The organism is Pseudoalteromonas sp. 2CM39R, assembly GCF_023161845.1.
This window is the reverse complement of record NZ_JALNTM010000002.1, coordinates 622,526-641,166: the sequence shown is the minus strand read 5'-3', so window position 1 is coordinate 641,166 and position 18,641 is coordinate 622,526. Positions and strand designations below refer to the sequence as shown.

Annotated in this window: 17 protein-coding genes; 11 read left to right on the top strand and 6 right to left on the bottom strand. The window is 42.0% G+C overall.

Translation table 11 applies throughout. From position 1 onward, the window contains the following. The first annotated feature begins 192 nt into the window (after positions 1 to 192). The 9 genes from MTF66_RS06960 (at position 193) to adk (ending at position 9,080) form a co-directional block, all read left to right on the top strand. A complete protein-coding gene (locus MTF66_RS06960; protein ID WP_248526867.1) occupies positions 193 to 1,056 on the top strand; it encodes a DUF692 domain-containing protein in 864 nt (287 codons plus the stop codon). After that, positions 1,049 to 1,807, top strand: a complete 759-nt coding sequence (locus MTF66_RS06955; protein ID WP_308199913.1) for a putative DNA-binding domain-containing protein — start codon at positions 1,049 to 1,051, stop codon at positions 1,805 to 1,807. The genes MTF66_RS06960 and MTF66_RS06955 overlap by 8 nt, the downstream gene beginning before the upstream one ends. Positions 1,808 to 1,892: 85 nt before the next feature. Then, a complete protein-coding gene (locus MTF66_RS38465) occupies positions 1,893 to 2,015 on the top strand; it encodes a hypothetical protein (protein WP_254907726.1) in 123 nt (40 codons plus the stop codon). Between the two features lie 161 nt (positions 2,016 to 2,176). After that, entirely contained in the window at positions 2,177 to 2,722 is a 546-nt protein-coding gene (gene apt / locus MTF66_RS06950; protein WP_054551549.1) for an adenine phosphoribosyltransferase, read from the top strand. A gap of 3 nt (positions 2,723 to 2,725) precedes the next feature. Further along, entirely contained in the window at positions 2,726 to 5,176 is a 2,451-nt protein-coding gene (gene dnaX, locus MTF66_RS06945; RefSeq protein ID WP_248526866.1) for a DNA polymerase III subunit gamma/tau, read from the top strand. A gap of 59 nt (positions 5,177 to 5,235) precedes the next feature. Further along, the gene (locus MTF66_RS06940; protein WP_036967566.1) at positions 5,236 to 5,562 is read left to right on the top strand and encodes a YbaB/EbfC family nucleoid-associated protein; all 327 of its coding nucleotides are present in this window, start codon (positions 5,236 to 5,238) and stop codon (positions 5,560 to 5,562) included. Between the two features lie 10 nt (positions 5,563 to 5,572). Beyond that, positions 5,573 to 6,181 carry a recombination mediator RecR gene (gene recR / locus MTF66_RS06935; RefSeq protein ID WP_054551546.1) on the top strand — a complete coding sequence of 203 codons (609 nt, stop codon included), beginning with the start codon at positions 5,573 to 5,575 and terminating at the stop codon, positions 6,179 to 6,181. 161 nt (positions 6,182 to 6,342) lie between these two features. Continuing rightward, on the top strand, positions 6,343 to 8,256 hold the full coding sequence (gene htpG / locus MTF66_RS06930) for a molecular chaperone HtpG (protein WP_248526865.1): 1,914 nt from the start codon (positions 6,343 to 6,345) through the stop codon (positions 8,254 to 8,256). 179 nt (positions 8,257 to 8,435) lie between these two features. Continuing rightward, on the top strand, positions 8,436 to 9,080 hold the full coding sequence (gene adk / locus MTF66_RS06925; protein WP_058585238.1) for an adenylate kinase: 645 nt from the start codon (positions 8,436 to 8,438) through the stop codon (positions 9,078 to 9,080). Positions 9,081 to 9,156: 76 nt separating this feature from the next. On the opposite strand, the gene tpx is transcribed toward adk, so the two are convergent. Then, positions 9,157 to 9,738 (bottom strand): thiol peroxidase, encoded by a 582-nt coding sequence (gene tpx / locus MTF66_RS06920; RefSeq protein ID WP_062564138.1) that lies wholly within the window; start codon positions 9,736 to 9,738, stop codon positions 9,157 to 9,159. A gap of 205 nt (positions 9,739 to 9,943) precedes the next feature. Here tpx and MTF66_RS06915 point away from each other — a divergent pair, with 205 nt between their 5' ends. Both MTF66_RS06915 and MTF66_RS06910 read left to right on the top strand, forming a co-directional pair. Beyond that, positions 9,944 to 10,948, top strand: coding sequence for a response regulator (locus MTF66_RS06915; RefSeq protein ID WP_054561731.1), 1,005 nt, complete (start codon positions 9,944 to 9,946; stop codon positions 10,946 to 10,948). A gap of 3 nt (positions 10,949 to 10,951) precedes the next feature. Continuing rightward, positions 10,952 to 11,914, top strand: a complete 963-nt coding sequence (locus MTF66_RS06910; RefSeq protein ID WP_054561730.1) for a diguanylate cyclase — start codon at positions 10,952 to 10,954, stop codon at positions 11,912 to 11,914. 42 nt (positions 11,915 to 11,956) lie between these two features. Here the strand turns inward: MTF66_RS06910 and MTF66_RS06905 are convergent, their stop codons facing one another. The 5 genes from MTF66_RS06905 to MTF66_RS06885 form a co-directional block, all read right to left on the bottom strand. After that, positions 11,957 to 12,850: a universal stress protein gene (locus tag MTF66_RS06905; RefSeq protein WP_248526864.1), complete on the bottom strand. Its 894-nt coding sequence runs from the start codon at positions 12,848 to 12,850 to the stop codon at positions 11,957 to 11,959. 6 nt (positions 12,851 to 12,856) lie between these two features. After that, complete coding sequence (locus MTF66_RS06900) at positions 12,857 to 14,371, bottom strand: SpoVR family protein (protein ID WP_248526863.1); 1,515 nt, start codon at positions 14,369 to 14,371, stop codon at positions 12,857 to 12,859. 20 nt (positions 14,372 to 14,391) lie between these two features. Next, positions 14,392 to 15,678 (bottom strand): YeaH/YhbH family protein, encoded by a 1,287-nt coding sequence (locus MTF66_RS06895; protein WP_054561727.1) that lies wholly within the window; start codon positions 15,676 to 15,678, stop codon positions 14,392 to 14,394. A gap of 26 nt (positions 15,679 to 15,704) precedes the next feature. After that, positions 15,705 to 17,627: a PrkA family serine protein kinase gene (locus MTF66_RS06890; protein WP_054551538.1), complete on the bottom strand. Its 1,923-nt coding sequence runs from the start codon at positions 17,625 to 17,627 to the stop codon at positions 15,705 to 15,707. A gap of 238 nt (positions 17,628 to 17,865) precedes the next feature. Further along, on the bottom strand, positions 17,866 to 18,447 hold the full coding sequence (locus MTF66_RS06885; protein WP_248526862.1) for a superoxide dismutase: 582 nt from the start codon (positions 18,445 to 18,447) through the stop codon (positions 17,866 to 17,868). Positions 18,448 to 18,641: the final 194 nt, after the last annotated feature.

Genomic DNA, 18,641 nt, shown 5'->3' with positions numbered 1-18,641 from the left:
AAGTGCGGCGAAGGTAAATGTGGCGCAGACAAAAAAGCAGCTAAAGAAGGCAAGTGCGGCGAAGGTAAATGTGGCGCAGACAAAAAGAAAGCTAAAGAAGGTAAGTGTGGTGAAGGTAAATGTGGTTCTAACCACTAAGCGCTCATTTAGCTTTTAAAAGGGCCGTAAAGGCCCTTTTTAGTAGGAGGTAGTATGTTAAAAGAATCAGTAGCTGATTTTGGGCAGGTTGGTTTAGGTTTGCGCCGAGAAATGCTTGATGAAATGCTCATTGATGTTCCAAAACCCATTGAGTTTTTAGAAGTTGCACCAGAAAATTGGCTCAAGCTAGGCGGGCGTTTTGGAAAACAATTTAAACAGCTTACCGAACAACATGCCTTTGTATGCCATGGTTTATCGTTATCGATTGGCTCACCAGCAGCGCTTGATATTGACTTTGTGCAATCGCTAAAAGCTTTTTTTAAAGAGCATAATATTCGTTTATTCAGCGAACACTTAAGCTACTGCTCGGGAGAAGGGCATATGTACGATTTAATGCCTATTCCGTTTACTGAAGATGCAATTAAACATGTGGCCTCTCGTATTAGGCAAGTACAAGATATTCTAGAGCAGCCAATTGCCATCGAAAATGTCTCTTACTATGGCGCGCCTGGCCAGCAAATGACAGAACTTGAATTTACCAATGCTGTTTTAGAAGAAGCGGATTGTAAACTACTGCTCGACGTGAATAACATTTACGTTAATTCGATTAATCATGGTTACGACGCAGAGCAATTCTTAGCGGCGTTACCAACAAAGCGTATTGCATATGGGCATGTTGCAGGCCACTACACTGAGGCAGAGGATTTACTGGTTGATACCCATGGTGCGCCAGTTATCGATCCTGTTTGGCAATTACTTGAAAAAGCTTATGATGTTCATGGAGTATTTCCCACTTTGTTAGAACGAGATTTTAATATCCCTCCTATGAGTGAGTTATTAGCTGAACTGAAAACCATTGAAGCACTGCAGCAAACAGCCAGCAAACAAAACCAAGCAAGGGTGAAACACAGTGCCTAATCATTTTACCCAAGTGCAGCAAGCGTTTATGGCGCATATCCGTGACCCTCAGCAACATGCTAAGCCTAGCGATGTTGAAGAGCGCCGGATGGCGATTTACCGAGACTTATTTTTTAATAATGTGGATGGCTTTGTTAGCTCTGCGTATCCAGTACTAAAAAGTTTATATTCAGAGCAAGCTTGGCATGGCCTCGTTAGGCAGTTTTTTAGCCTGCATGATTGTAAATCTCCTTATTTTTTAGATATTGCAGGGGAGTTTTTGGCCTTCCTTGCTAATGACTATGAAATGCAAAGTGATGATCCCGCGTTTATGTTAGAGCTAGCGCACTATGAATGGGTTGAGCTTGATGTATCGGTTGCTCAAGAGGTGCCAGAAGAAGTCAGTTTATCGGCTCATCAAGTGACAAGCTCTGCATTATTCTTTAGTTCACTTGCGCGTAACTTGAGTTACAGTTTTCCTGTGCATACCATCAGTGCAGATAATCAACCAAGTGAACCGGCAGCACAACCAAGTTACTTTGTGGTTTATCGTGATAGCGATGACGAAGTACAATTTTTATCGACAAATGCGATGACCGCATTACTTCTTAATATCATAGAATCTCAGCCGGGTGCAGATTTAAATGATGTATGCCAAGCAGTTGCAGAGCATGCGCCTCAATTTAGCCAAGAGCAGCTGTATCAGGGAGCGCTCAATACCTTAAGTGCCATGGCAGAGCGCGGCATTGTGGTGACTAATACATTGGTTTAAAAATCGGCTAAAGCTCTTTATTGATGAGGGCAGTTCGACTATTATGTGCGCCTTATTTTGTCGTGCTTAAATAAAGGTAGTAACTATGTCGAATGATAAAGACTTTAAAGATCCGTTCAATGCAACTTATTTCATTGCGTTTTTAGCTGTATTCGGTGGCATTGGCTGTCTAAACGCTATTCTTGGTTGGATCACTTCTTTATCTTAATCTGCGCAAGCAAATTTAAGACAATAGGCTGCATAATGCAGCCTTTTTTATAGTTGATATTTCTTGTTAAGTGATTAATTTCGAAACTTGCTACCGACTTTCCCCTAAGGTGATGTTATACTCTCGAGCTTTGTTAGATAAACTTTTTGAGCAGTATAATTATGACTCAAGCAACTTCAACGCTCATCAAACAGAGCATTGCAACGATCGCTGATTACCCAAAGCCGGGCATTATGTTCCGCGACGTAACAACTTTAATGGCTAATGCTGACGCATTTAAAGCAACTATCGACAGCTTTATCGCAGCATATAAAGACCAAGGTTTTACAAAAATCATCGGTACTGAATCTCGTGGCTTTATCTTTGGTGCACCACTTTCTTATGCACTAGGTATTCCATTCATTCCAGTTCGTAAACCAGGCAAACTTCCTCGCGAAGTGATTTCACAAAGCTACCAATTAGAGTATGGTGAAGATATTCTTGAGCTTCATACAGACGCAATTGTCCCTGGCGATAAAGTGTTACTGGTAGATGACTTACTAGCGACAGGTGGCACAATCGAAGCAACTGCAAAATTAGTTGCTAAACTAGGCGGTAACGCAACTGATGCAGCATTTGTTGTTTCTTTACCTGAGCTGGGTGGTGAGCAACGAGTTGCTGATATGGGCATCAAAATCTTAAAGTTGGTTGAATTCGAAGGCGAATAATTAATGAGTTATCAGGTTCTAGCAAGGAAATGGCGACCACAAACCTTTCACGAGTTAGTGGGGCAGTCTCATGTTAAACAGGCATTAGTCAATGCATTAACACAAAATAGACTCCATCATGCTTATCTCTTTACTGGAACCCGTGGGGTGGGTAAAACAACCATCGCACGTATATTCGCAAAAAGCCTCAACTGCGATAAGGGTATCTCTGCTGAGCCATGCGGCCAATGTTCAAGTTGTACTGACATTGAAGCAGGCCGTTATATCGATTTGTTAGAGATCGATGCGGCATCACGTACCAAAGTAGAAGATACCCGCGAAATCCTTGATAACGTTCAATACGCACCAACACGTGGTCGTTACAAGGTATACCTAATCGATGAAGTTCACATGCTGTCAAAGCACAGTTTCAATGCATTACTTAAAACATTGGAAGAGCCGCCAGAGCATGTGAAGTTTTTATTAGCGACAACCGATCCGCAAAAACTGCCAGTGACGATTTTATCGCGTTGCTTACAGTTTAATTTAAATGCTTTGTCGCAATCAGAAATTCATGATCAGCTTGCCCATGTTCTTAATCAAGAACAGCTAAGTTTTGATGATAAATCATTGTCTATTTTAGCTAAGGCAGCCGATGGTAGTATGCGTGATGCATTGAGTCTTACAGACCAAGCAATTGCGCAAACCAATGGCAATATTAATCATCAGGCTGTGCAAACCATGCTTGGCTTGATGGATACTCAATATAGCCAAACCATGTTAGCAGCGTTATTGTGCCAAGATGGCGATGCGTTACTTCAAGAAGTAAAAGCGGTCGTTAGCCGAAACCCTAACTTTGTAGCTTTGCTCGACGATTTAATTGCCCTGACGCATCTCATTCAGCTTGTGCAACTTGTGCCTAATGCAGCGGCCCTTGATGATACTAACCGAGATTTTATTGAGCAGGTGGCACAAACCACTGATGCACAGCAGATGCAGGTTTACTATCAATTGCTACTCAATGGTAAAAAAGATTTGCAATGGGCACCCGATGCTAAACTTGGTTTTGAAATGATCATGTTGCGATTGCTTGCATTCCAACCTACGCAATTTGCACAAAGCCAAACACCAACGAATACCCAGCAACAGGTTAAGCCAAGTGGTGCCGGTGCACTGCGTGATATTTTGAAAAAATCAACGGCGCAACGTGAGCAAGCAGCTTCAGAGCAAGCACCAGTTGCACATAGCTCTCAGGCAACTGCTGTTCCTTCAGAGCCTCAGCCAACACAAGCTGAGCCTATTCAAGCAGAACCGAATCAAGCTGCCAAGGCAGAAACGGCGCATAGTCATCAACCTGCCCAGCAAGTTGAAGCAACAGCAGAAGAGCAGCCTGATGCTGGTCAACAGCCTCAGCAATCTGTTGAAACTGCAATGGTCGCTGAAGTTCAACCAGCGCCACAACAGCAAGAGCAAAGCCACTCAGAGCAAGTGCCAGCAGCTGAATACTCATCACCAGAGTATTCTTCGCAAGATTATATGGACGATCATGATGCGCAAATGGATCCATCACTTGCTGCGCAATACGATGATGTGATGAATAGCGCCTATGATCAGGGCTTTACTGCCAATGAAGCATCTGCGCCTCAGCAACAGCAAACTGCACCTGCACAATTACAACAGCAGCAAAGTCAGGCGCAGTCGGCCATTGCTCGAATTTTACAAGACCGCAATATTTCAGGTGCCGGGCGTTTAAGTGGTGCAGCAACGCAAACTAATGCTAAAGCAGAACCACAGCCTGATGCTAAGCCCAAAGCAGAGCCGCCAGCGCAACAAAGCACAGCCACGACCAATATTCAGTCTCAGCAGCAAGCAATGGCTGCTGAAGTAAAAAAGCCCATCCCCCAGCAAACGGGGGAGAGCAGTAGTAAAGTAAAAAAAGTCGACTTTAGAGAAAAGCATCAAACAATCACCGAAAACTTAGCGCCAGAGTTACTTGAGCAGATCAATCCACAAAAAGCGCCAGAGCCAGTAGTTGAAGAAGCCAGTATTCCGATACCTGATGATTTTGAAAGCCCGATCAGCAGTATTAAATTTGCACACGAACAAGACGAATGGGCGTATTTAATTAAACGTATGGGGCTTGGTGGTCGCATGCGCCAATTTGCGCTGCATTCAATCTTTACTAAGCAGAATAATCAGCTGCACATTGAAGTTGATTCATCACAGCGCCATTTAGATAGCGCAGTGCTTAGACAAAAGCTCAATGCTGCATTAAGTGAAATTTACGGCCATAATGTAGAGCTTAGTATCGAGTTTGCTGATGGCGTAATTGATTCACCATATTTGATTCAACAAAAAATTGATGCGGGACGTCATCAACAAGCGATTGATGTAATAAATAGCGATGAAAATATAGTGCAATTTCAGCAGTTATTTAGCGCTATAATCGATGAAAACAGTATTCAGGCATTGTAATTAGTTACAATAGCCCTTATCTTCATGCCAATTAAAGTAGTTTAGAAAGAGAGACAGTTATGTTTAAAGGTGGAATGGGTAACATGATGAAGCAAGCGCAGCAAATGCAAGAGCGCATGCAAAAAGCCCAAGAAGAAATCGCAAACCTTGAAGTTGTAGGTGAAGCAGGTGCAGGCCTAGTTAAAGTAACTATGCTTGGTAACCACAATGTTCGTCGTGTTGAATTAGATGAAAGCCTAATGGAAGACGACAAAGACATGATCGAAGATTTATTAGCGGCAGCGTGTAACGATGCTGTACGTCGTGTTGCTGAAGAAACACAAGAGCGCATGAGCAAAGTAACTGGCGGTATGCAATTACCACCAGGTATGAAAATGCCATTCTAAGTGATTTTGTATGCAACTATCTCCTAGTTTAACACAGCTAATTGAAGCGCTACGATGCCAGCCGGGCATAGGTCCTAAGTCGGCGCAGCGCATTGCTTTTCATTTGCTTGAGCGTGACCGTCAGGGTGGTAAACAGCTTGGCCATGCATTAACCAAGGCAATGGATGAAGTAGGGCATTGTCAATCTTGTCGTACTTTTACAGAGCAAGCTGTATGCGATATTTGTTCAAGTGTTAAACGCCAAGATAGTGGTTTATTGTGTGTGGTCGAATCACCAACCGATGTACTCGCTATTGAGCAAACTGGTCAATACCAAGGTCTTTACTTTGTTTTAATGGGTCACTTGTCGCCAATTGATGGCATAGGACCAAAAGAAATTGGCCTTGATATTCTTGAAAGCAAGTTGCAACAAGGTGGCATTAATGAGGTGATCCTCGCAACCAATCCAAGTGTTGAAGGTGAAACCACAGCCCACTACATTGCTGAGCTTTGTCATAAGTATCAGGTAGGTGCATCTCGAATTGCTCACGGTGTCCCTGTTGGTGGTGAGCTCGATTTACTCGATGGTATGACATTGATGCATGCATTTAGCGGACGACGCGCCGTAAACCAAAACTAATACCGATAATGGTATCAAAAGCCTGCTTTAAGCAGGCTTTTTTGTATATGGCCCCCCAATTTAGCCGTAAATTTAATTTTTTGCCTTGAAGTTCAAAAAGCCTGCCCCATATAAAGAGTCATAGTGCAGATTAGACACTTTGTTAATTGGAGATTTACACAATGACTGCAGCACAAAAAGAAACATTAGGCTTTCAAACAGAAGTCAAACAACTATTAAACCTGATGATTCACTCTCTTTACTCTAATAAAGAGATTTTCCTACGTGAGCTTGTATCAAACGCGTCAGATGCGGCAGATAAATTACGTTTCCTTGCGCTTTCTAATGGCGATTTATACGAAAACGATGCGGAACTAAAAGTACGTATCAGTGCTGATAAAGAGGCAAACACGGTCACCATTACTGATAACGGTATTGGTATGAGCCGTGAAGATGTGATCAATTCACTAGGTACAATTGCAAAATCAGGCACCGCAGAATTTTTCCAAAACCTAACAGGTGACCAAAGCAAAGATTCACAATTGATTGGTCAATTTGGTGTTGGTTTTTACTCAGCGTTTATCGTTGCTGACAAAGTAACAGTGCGTACTCGTAAAGCAGGTGAAAGCCAAGGGATTGAATGGCAATCTGCAGGTGAAGGTGAGTACACATTACAAGAGATTGATAAACCATCACGTGGTACTGAAATCATTCTTCACCTTCGTGAAGACGAAACAGAGTTTGCTGATGAGTTCCGTTTACGTAGCATCGTAACTAAATATTCAGACCATATTTCTATTCCAGTTGAGATGTATAAAGCAGAAGTACCTGAGTCTGAAGGTCCTGACGGCGAGAAAATTCCAGCACAGCCAGGCGAGTGGGAAGGTATTAACCGCGCAACAGCACTATGGACTCGCGATAAGTCAGAAGTAACAGACGAAGAGTACAAAGAGTTTTATAAGCACATCGGTCATGATTGGGAAGAGCCACTAAGCTGGGCACATAACAAGGTTGAAGGTAAAACAGAATACACTAGCTTGTTATACATCCCGAAAAAAGCACCTTTCGATTTATGGAACCGTGAACGTCAATCAGGTTTAAAACTGTATGTGCAACGCGTTTTCATTATGGATGACGCTGAGCAGTTCATGCCAAGCTATTTACGTTTTGTGAAAGGTTTACTTGATTCAAACGACTTACCACTTAACGTGTCGCGTGAAATTTTACAAGACAACAAAGTAACGCAAGCAATCCGTAAAGGTTGTACATCGCGCGTACTTAAAATGCTTGAGCGTATGGCGAAAAACCGCGAAGAAGATTACCAATCTTTCTGGAATGAGTTTGGTCAGGTGTTAAAAGAAGGCCCAGCTGAAGATGCGGCTAACAAAGAAGCCATTGCTAAGCTATTGCGTTTCTCTTCTACACATACAGATGAAAGCACACAAAATGTATCGCTTGAGCAATACATTGAGCGTATGAAGCCAGAGCAAGACAAAATCTACTATGTAGTTGCTGATTCATTCGCTGCAGCGAAGAACTCACCACATTTAGAGATCTTCCGTAAGAAGGGCATCGAAGTATTGCTTCTAAGCGACCGTGTTGATGAGTGGATGATGAGCTACTTGACAGAGTTCAACGAAAAATCATTCCAGTCAATTACCCGTGGTGACTTAGATTTAGGCAACATGGATGACGAAGAAACGAAAAAAGCGCAAGAAGAGTCAGAAAAAGAAGTTGCTGGCCTAGTCGAGCGTATTAAAACAGCACTAGGTGATAACGTTAAAGACGTACGCTTTACGCACCGTTTAACTGACTCTCCTGCATGTGTTGTTGCAGATGAGCACGATATGAGCTCGCAAATGCAAAAGTTAATGGAATCAGTTGGTCAAACAGTGCCTGAGCAAAAGCCAATTTTTGAGCTTAACCCAGAGCATCAGCTTGTTAAACACTTAAATGTTGAACAAGATGAAGACAAGTTTGCCCAGTGGTCAGAAGTACTTCTAGATCAAGCATTACTGGCTGAGCGCGGTACTTTAAAAGACCCTGCAGGCTTTGTAACTCGTTTGAACAAACTTATGCTAGATTTAAGCAAATAAGCGTTTTAGCTGAATGAGTTGGAAAAGGGAGCAAGGCTCCCTTTTTTATTGCCGCTAATATAGGCAATTGGTATAAGTTACTTGAGGTATAGCCTTAGTTGTGGAAGAATTCAGGCTCTAAAAACAAAACTCCACTGATCGACCATTTTTAAGATTAGTATCACACAGAGGACAATGATATGCGCATTATTCTTTTGGGCGCGCCGGGTGCAGGTAAAGGTACTCAAGCTCAGTTTTTGATGGACAAATACGGTATTCCACAAATTTCTACGGGCGATATGCTGCGTGCAGCAATCAAAGAAGGTACACCACTTGGTCTTGAAGCTAAAAAAGTAATGGATGCAGGTCAATTAGTATCTGACGAAATTATTATCGGTCTAGTTAAAGAGCGCATTGCTAAGCCAGATTGCGAAAAAGGTTTCTTACTAGACGGTTTCCCTCGTACTATTCCTCAAGCAGATGCAATGAAAGAGAATGGCGTGGTAGTTGATCACGTTATCGAATTTGACGTTGCTGACGAAATCATCGTTGAGCGTATGGGCGGCCGTCGCGTACACCCTGGCTCTGGTCGTGTTTATCACGTTGTTTATAACCCACCTAAAGTTGATGGCAAAGATGACATCACAGGTGAAGACCTAATCATTCGTGATGACGACACTGAAGAAACAGTACGTAAGCGTTTAGGTATTTACCACGACCAAACTAAACCATTAGTTGATTACTACCAAGCTGAAGCAAAAGCAGGCAACACTCAGTACCACAAATTAGACGGTACACAAGCTGTTGAAACTGTTAGCCAACAACTTGGTGAGCTTTTAGGTTAATAGCCTTATTGTTGACATAAAAAAACCGCCGTTGGGCGGTTTTTTTGTCTGTATCACTGCAAGTAAAAATTGCGCTTTACAGTTTCTTTAATGCCGCAATAGCGCCGTCGTAATCAGGCTCTTTTGAAAGGTTATCGACAAGCTGCTTGTAAACGATGTTATGTTCTTTATCGAGCACAAATACGGCGCGGGTTAACAAGCCCATATCTTTGATAATCAAACCGTAGTTCTTACCAAAGTCACGCCATACTGAGTCAGATAAAGTCACTACTTTGTCTATATTCTCCGCTTTACAAAAACGCTTCTGTGCGAACGGTAAGTCTGCGCTTAAGGTTAGCATCGCCACACTTGGGTATTCTGAAGCTACTTTTTCATTAAAGTGTTTGGTTTGAATACTACATACACCGGTGTCTAAACTTGGCACAACGCTTAAAAGCACGGCTTGGCCTTGATAGTTGTCTAGTGTGACTGGCGTAAAGCTGCCATCTACTACTTTAAAATTAGGCGCTTTTTGACCAACTTCAACACCTTGTCCTAGTAAAGTGACTGGCTTAGATTGGGCAGAAACCTTACCAGCATCTAAACTATTTTCTGATAAATCACCTGCATAACTAAACGTGCACACAGCACTTAATGCAAATATAAGTGGACGTAACATAATAAGATTCCTTCAAATTAACGCATTTAACATCAGTGTATTATACTCATGAGGTGGCTCCAAGGATTAGTACAATTTAAAATTGTAAATAACCAGTAGTTTGATTAACATGTGTTCGTGACCCTATTTTTTATATATAAAAATAAGAATAAAGTTGCTAGGCTAATTATTGTCTAGTTAAAAAGTACGGATTTAGAGAGAGAGTATGTCAACATCGGTATTAGTTTGTGATGATTCAAAGTTAGCTCGTCGACAATTAGCACGCTCTTTACCCGATGATTGGGATATTAAAGTTGAGTTTGCTGAAGACGGTGTTCACTGTATTGAGCAAATCAAAAAAATTCAGCCTGAAATACTGTTTCTCGATTTAAACATGCCTGAAATGGATGGCTACGAAGTACTTCAAGCCATTCAAGAACAAGACCTTCATGTTCTCACCGTAGTTGTGTCTGGCGATATTCAGCCTAACGCTCACCAACGTGTGCTTGAGTTAGGCGCTATCGACTTTATTCAAAAACCTTGCTCTGCAGAAAAGCTTGCTAATATCATCGAGCACCATGGTATTAAAGATAAAGCCATGCGTGAACGCCTTGCTAATAAGCTAGGTGAGCAAGTTGACCCTGATGTACGTGACATCTATCAAGAGCTCACAAACGTGGCTATGGGGCAAGCAGGGGACTTATTAGCGCGTCTTCTTAATGTATTCGTAAAGCTTCCTATTCCTAATGTAAATGTATTAGAGGTAAATGAGCTCGATATGGCTTTACGCTCTATTGATGCGAATGCCACTACATCCGGTGTGTGCCAAGGTTTTATCGGTGGTGGTGTATCTGGTGAAGCCTTATTGCTATTAAATGATTCAAGTTTTAAAGAAATTGCGTCACTTATGAATTACGAAGGCGAGCTTAACGATAAAGTTGAGCTTGAGCTGCTGATGGATGTCAGCAACATTCTAATTGGCGCGATTTTATCAGGGCTTTCTAAACAGCTCGATATGCGTTTTAGCCAAGGTCACCCTGTGGTGCTAGGACAGCATTGTGATGTTACCGATTTAGTAAAAGCCAATAAATCTCGCTGGCAACGAACGCTGGCGATTGAGATCAGCTATGGCATCGAAAATCATAATATTAACTGTGATTTGATGTTGCTGTTCACCGAGGACTCATTAAAAACCCTTAAGTACAAAGTAGCTTATTTATTAGAAGACTAAACTATGCCTGCAGCCGATTTTAATATGAATGAACTCCATTGGTTAATGGATATGTTTAATACCGTTGATGTAGGCCTAGTGGTGCTCGATAGAGACTACAAAGTATGCATCTGGAATGGGTTTATGGAAAACCATTCCGGCTTATTACCAAGCGCGGTGAAAGATAAAGACCTGTTTGACTTATTTCCATCAATCGATGAAAAATGGTTTCGCAGCAAATCTGAGTCTGTATTCATTTTAAATAATCGCTCGTTTACTATTTGGGAGCAGCAGCCATATATTTTCCGTTTCAAAAATTACCGCCCAATTACCGGTAAAGCGGATCATATGTATCAAAATGCCACCTTTATTCCGCTGACGACGACCACAGGTGAAGTATCGCATATCTGTATCATTATCTATGATGTAACCGATGAAGCGGTGAATAAAAAAGAGCTAGAAGAAGCTAATAGCAAGCTTGAACAAATGAGCCGTACCGATGCGCTTACTAAGCTTACTAACCGTGGTTATTGGGAAGAAAAGCTACGCAAAGAATATATGCGAATTGTGCGCAGTGGCGGATGTAGCAGCTTGTTGATGTTTGATATTGACCACTTTAAAAAGGTCAACGATGAGCATGGCCATCGTGGCGGTGATGAGGCGCTGCGTCATATTGCAGACTTACTGCGTAAAACTCTGCGTGAAACAGACTTAGCAGGTCGCTATGGTGGTGAAGAGTTTGCGGTAACCTTGCTTGATACTGATCATGAAGGTGCGCATATCTTTGCTGAGCGATTAAGAACACTGATTGAGAACTCATCAATTTACTTTGATGGCAAACAAATTCAACTGACGGTCAGTATTGGTTTTGCGTGCTTCGACGAGAAGTTTGATCGCTACGAAAAGTGGGTTGAAGCAGCCGATAAAGCCTTATACCACTCAAAAGAAAACGGCCGTAACAAGGTCACAGCTTATACAGATTTATAAATAAAGAAGGGGCAAATAAGCCCCTTTTTTATAACAATCCGATTAAGTTTGCGGGTTAACCCCAAGTGGTGGTAGAACAAGAATATCTGTTTTAAGTAGCTTCATGACTTTTTCGGCAGTATTACCAATTAAATGGCCTTTAATACCTGTATTACCCACCGAACCCATAATCACTAAGTCTGCATTTAATTTAGCTGCAACACTTGGGATCACTTGCTCAACCACACCGGCTTTGATTTTAAGCTTGTCTTTTAAGTCGTGGGCTTCGATTAAAGTACGCTGTGCTACGGGTAGCTTTTCAAAGGCGTTAATCACTTGCTCATCTGAAAATACAATCCCTAAATCACGTAAAAACGGCGATACATGTACGGTATAACAGGCATAAAACTCGCTGTCGTAGTCTTTAGCATAGGCTAAGCCTGCTTTGATAATTGCTTCGTTTAAACAGTATTTAGTCGCCTTCTCGCTGCCTAAATCAAGGGCTGCCAGTACATTGGTATTGTTACGCCACTTGTTATCGGCGGCCAAATAAAGCGGCAGTGGACTAAAGCGAATAAGCTGCCAGTCTAGCTCTGTAAATTGCGTTTCTTTGTCGATGTGGCGAGTTTTAATCACCATTTCATAGTCTGACGTATCAAGCTCATTGGCTAGCCACTGTACTGGGCTTTCATGCCACATGGCTTGCAAAGTATAGCTACCATCATCTAAATGCTCACTGATAAGTGGACCAAGTGCTGCACGGACTTTAGCGAGCTCTTTGTCTTGAATAGCGAGCGCTTCATCAGGTGGAATAGAGAATAAAATGTTATTGGTGTCTTCGTAGCTAAAAGCAACAATATCAATATGCTTCACGCCTTTGGCTTTTTGCTTTGCATGCAATATAGACGTTTTAGCATCGGCTGTAGAGTCGATGATCACCAGTATTTTTTTATTCATTTTTGGCTACTCTGTTGTGTGTCGGGTATCACTGCTTGGGCATTCACCCAATAATGAAACTTCACCTGTTGCGGCTTCTTGTTCCAGTTTTACCTTAAAGCCCCATAGCCTGTAAAGATGTTTTAACACTTCATCTTTGGATTTAGCTAACGGAATATTGTTATGCGGTACATAACGCAGAGTAAGTGAACGATCTCCTCTAATATCAACATTATAGACTTGAATATTTGGTTCGTGATTACTTAGATTGTATTGTGCCGACAGTGTTTCACGAACCTGATGATAGCCCATTTCATCATGGATGGCACCGACATTGAGGGTCGGCTCTTTTTCATGATCAATAATAGTAAACAACTTAAAATCACGAATAATTTTTGGCGACAAAAACTGGCTAATAAAGCTCTCATCTTTAAAGTTTTGCATTGCAAAGTGCAGGGTTTCTAACCAATCACTGCCGGCATACTCCGGAAACCATTTCTTGTCTTCTTCTGTTGGATTTTCGCAAATACGGCGAATATCAACCATCATGTTAAAGCCAAGAGCATAGGGGTTGATCCCTGAATAATAATTACTGTTGTAGGGCGGTTGATACACCACATTGGTGTGACTTTGTAAAAACTCGAGCATAAAGGCATCGGTGAGCTTACCTTCATCGTACAGGTGGTTCAAAATGGTGTAATGCCAAAACGTAGCCCAGCCCTCATTCATCACTTGAGTTTGTTTTTGTGGGTAAAAATATTGCGAAATTTTACGCACAATTCGAATTATTTCTCGTTGCCATGACTCTAGCAGTGGCGCATTTTTTTCGATGAAGTACAAAATGTTTTCTTGTGGCTCCTCTGGAAAACGGCGCTCACGCTTTTTCGACTCTTGCTGCGAAGTAGGGATTGTGCGCCACAACTCGTTGACTTGTGATTGTAAGTAGTCTTCACGTTCTTGTTGGCGTTTTTGTTCTTCAAAAAGTGAAATACGTTGCGGGCGTTTGTAGCGGTCTACACCATAATTCATTAACGCATGGCATGAATCAATCAGGTTTTCGACCTCGGTAATACCGTATTTCTCTTCGCACTTGGCAATGTAATTTTTGGCAAATAATAAGTAATCGATAATTGAGCTGGCATCGGTCCAGGTTTTAAATAAGTAATTGCCTTTAAAAAATGAGTTGTGACCATAGCAAGCGTGGGCCATTACCAAGGCTTGCATTGGCAGGGTGTTTTCTTCCATTAAATAGGCAATGCAAGGATCTGAATTAATAACAATTTCATAAGCAAGGCCCATTTGCCCACGCTTATAATTTTGCTCTGTTTGAATGAATTTTTTACCATACGACCAGTGGCTATAGCCAATCGGCATTCCCACACTCGAATAGGCATCCATCATTTGTTCAGCAGTGATCACCTCAATCTGATTCGGGTAGGTATCGAGCTTATAAATTTTCGCTACCCGTTCAATCTCAGTTTGATACTCTGTTAGTAGATCAAATGTCCAATCAGGACCGTCGCTAATACGTTTATCGGCCATACTTTACCTCACTGGCAAGGCTATGCGGCGCCTTGCTGCTGACGATTCTTTTTAAATAATTCACGGAAAATAGGGTAAATGTCCTCAACGCCACGAATGTGTTGCATGGCAAAATTGTCGTGGGTTTGCACTATTGATTGATACTCTCGCCATAAACTTTGATGAGCACGGGCAGTAATTTCGATATAGGCGTAATAACGCACCGCCTTTAGCAGTTTATTTCGTAAAATTTCACCACAGTTTGGCGAGTCATCAGCCCAGTTATCGCCATCAGAGGCTTGCGCTGCGTAAATGTTCCACTCTTCAGGGTTATAACGTTCAGCGATGATTTCGTTCATCAGTTTTAATGCACTTGATACTATGGTGCCACCCGTTTCTTGAGAATAGAAAAACTCTTGCTCATCGACTTCTTTCGCTTGGGTATGATGACGAATATAGACAACCTCTATATTTTTGTAGCTACGAGTTAAAAATTGATAAAGCAGAATATAAAAGCGTTTTGCCATGTCTTTCGTTGCTTGATCCATCGAGCCAGACACATCCATTAAACAAAACATGACTGCTTTGCTTGTTGGGTGTGGTTGCTTTTCATAATTACGAAAACGTAAGTCGTAATTATCAATAAAAGGCACTGCTTTAATGCGGTTTTGCAGCTCCTCAATTTGTCGTTCAAGTAAAGCAATTGCCGCCTTGTCTGGCTGCTGCTCAGCTTGTAGCAGAGCAAGCTGACCCTCAAGCTCAGCAAGGTGACGTTTTTTGCCTGCAGTCATTGCCACTCTGCGAGCAAGCGAGCCTTGTAGTGAGCGAACAATATCAATATTGCTTGGCATGCCGTCGTTACAAAAACCAGCGCGATGGGTTTTCATTTGCACCAGTTTATCGAGCTGGTTTTGTTGCAGGTTGGGCAGTTCAAGATCTTCGAACAGTAAATCTAAGTATTCATCTTTTGAAATAGAAAATACAAAGTCGTCTTGCCCTTCACCAGAGTCACTGGCTTCACCTTCGCCACTACCACCACCTTGACCGCCTCCTTGCGGGCGCTTGATTTTGTCGCCCGTAGAGAATTGGTCATTGCCTGGGTGGATCTGTTCACGGTCGCCACCACGTCCTTGATGAAAAATAGGCTCACTGATATCACGTTGCGGAATAGAGATACTCTCGCCGCTAGTGGTATCGGTTACGCTGCGCTTATTAATGGCATCAGATACCGCTTCTTTAATCTGTTTTTTATAACGCCTGATGAACCGTTGACGATTCAAGGTACTTTTGTTTTTTCCATTCAGGCGTCGGTCAATAAAATGCGCCATAACAACCCCCTTAAAACAAACGTTTTTTACTGCGATTTTCTAACGCGTAAATACCATTCAGAAAGTAAACGTACTTGTTTTTGGGTATAGCCTTTCTCAACCATACGATTGACAAAGTCTTCGTGTTTTTTCTGATCTTCTGCAGAGGTTTTCGCATTGAAGGAAATAACCGGCAGCAGATCTTCGGTATTTGAGAACATTTTCTTCTCAATAACTGTGCGAAGTTTTTCGTAGCTGGTCCAAAGCGGATTCTTGCCTTGGTTGTGGGCACGCGCCCGCAGTACGAAATTAACTATCTCATTACGGAAATCTTTAGGGTTTGAAATACCCGCAGGTTTTTCAATCTTCTCAAGCTCTGCGTTAAGAGCAGCACGGTCAAATAACTGGCCGGTATCTGGGTCACGGTATTCTTGATCTTGAATCCAGAAATCTGCATAAGTGACGTAGCGGTCAAAGATGTTTTGCCCATATTCTGAGTAAGACTCTAAATAGGCTGTTTGTAACTCTTTACCAATAAACTCTACATACTGAGGAATGAGGTATCCTTTTAAGTGGCTTAAGTAACGTTCTTCAACATCGGCGGTAAACTGCTCTCGCTCAATTTGCTGTTCAAGAACATAGAATAAGTGCACTGGGTTGGCAGCCACTTCAGTGGTATCGAAGTTAAATACCCGCGATAGAATCTTAAACGCAAAGCGGGTAGAAAGCCCGGTCATGCCCTCATCAACACCCGCGTAATCACGGTATTCTTGATACGACTTCGCTTTCGGATCAGTGTCTTTTAAGCTTTCGCCGTCATAGACCCGCATTTTTGAATAAATACTTGAGTTTTCTGGCTCTTTAATACGCGAAAGGGTGGTAAATTGAGCCAGTGTTTTTAATGTGCCCGGTGCGCAAGGCGCATCATGTAATTCACTGTTTTCGAGTAGTTTATTGTAAATTTTAACTTCTTCAGATACACGTAAACAATAAGGCACTTTGACGATGTAAACACGGTCTAAAAATGCTTCATTGTTTTTGTTGTTCTTAAATGTTTGCCACTCAGATTCATTTGAGTGAGCTAAAATCATACCATTAAACGGCAGGGCACTGATGCCTTCTGTGCCGTTGTAATTGCCTTCTTGCGTTGCTGTAAGCAGTGGGTGTAGCACCTTAATTGGCGCTTTAAACATTTCCACAAACTCCATTAGGCCTTGGTTTGCTAAACAAAGTGCACCTGAGTAGGCATACGCATCAGGGTCGTTCTGTGCAAAGTGCTCAAGCTGGCGAATATCGACTTTACCCACTAACGCTGAAATGTCTTGATTGTTTTCATCGCCGGGCTCAGTTTTCGCAATCGCGACTTGATTTAAAATAGATGGGAAGCGCTTAACCACTCTAAATTGGCTAATATCACCATTAAATTCACTTAAACGTTTTGCGGCCCACGGTGACATCACGGTTTTTAAATAACGCGGTTTAATGCCATATTCTTTTTCTAAAAGTTCAGCGTCTTCATTTGGGTCAAATAACGCTAAAGGGTGGTCGTTAACTGGCGAGCCTTTGATTGAGTAAATAGGCACTTGCTGCATTAAGTATTTTAGCTTTTCTGCAATGGATGATTTACCGCCACCTACTGGGCCAAGTAAATACAGTACTTGCTTACATTCTTCTAAGCCTTGCGCAGCATGTTTTAAATAAGAGACGATTTGCTCAATGGCATCTTCCATACCATAAAAATCGTGAAATGCAGGGTAGCGTGCGACTACGCGATTAGAAAACAACCTGCTTAAGCGCGCATCGGTTGATGTGTCGATAATCTCCGGCTCACCGATGGCCATCAATAGCCGCTCAGGTGCACTGGCATAAGCTGATTTATCCTTCTTACAGATCTCGAGAAATTCCTCAATACTGTATTCTTCTTCTTGCGCTGCTTCGTATCGTGATTGGTAATGCTCAAAAATACTCATAGAGACCTCCGAAAACCCGCTAAAATGACGTGTAATTAGATTAAGAGAAAAGCAAAGGCTAATTAAAGCTTAGTCACGATTTTGAATTTTTGCGCAAGAAAATTAAGAATTTAATTGAAAAAAGCTCATCTTGATTACGCTTTTTGGCTGAGGACTTGGCTGCGACTTAGAAGGGGCGTGCACTGGCAATAAAAAAGACGCCGAAGCGTCTTTTTTGATTACTGTATGTAACAGAAGATTAAGCGAAGTTAGCGTTCGCGAAGTCCCAGTTAACTAATGCCCAGAAACCTTTTAGGTAATCTGGACGAACGTTACGGTAATCGATGTAGTAAGCGTGTTCCCAAAGATCCACAGTTAGGATAGGAGTAACACCTTCATCAGTTAAAGGAGTTGCAGCATTTGATGTGTTAACGATATCAAGTGTGCCGTCAGCTAGTTTAACTAACCAAGTCCAGCTTGAACCGAAGTTGTTTACTGCTTTGTCGTTTAACGCTTCTTTGAATGCGTCGAAAGAACCCCATTTAGCGTTGATCGCTTCAGCGATTGCGCCTGTAGGCTCGCCACCGCCGTTTGGAGATAGGCTGTTCCAGTAGAACGTGTGGTTCCAGATTTGTGCAGCATTGTTAAATACGCCACCTTCTGAAGAACATACGATTTCTTCTAGAGATTTGTTTTCGAATTCTGTGCCTGGGATCAGACCGTTTAATTTCACAACGTAAGTGTTGTGGTGTTTACCGTGGTGAAACTCTAGAGTCTCTTTTGAAATATGTGGCTCTAATGCATCGATTGCGTATGGTAGTGACGGTAGTTCAAATGCCATTTTTTATCTCCATCTTCTTGGTTGATAGTCCACTCAGTTATAGGTAATAGCAAGGTAAACAGCGTACTTCCCTATACCAAGTGGTATTATAGTGTTACTATAATTGTTGAGTATTTTACTCAAGTTTTAGCAAACAGCAATGCTATTGCTAAAGACTATTTAAAATTGTGGCTACGAATGCCGATTTTAAGTTA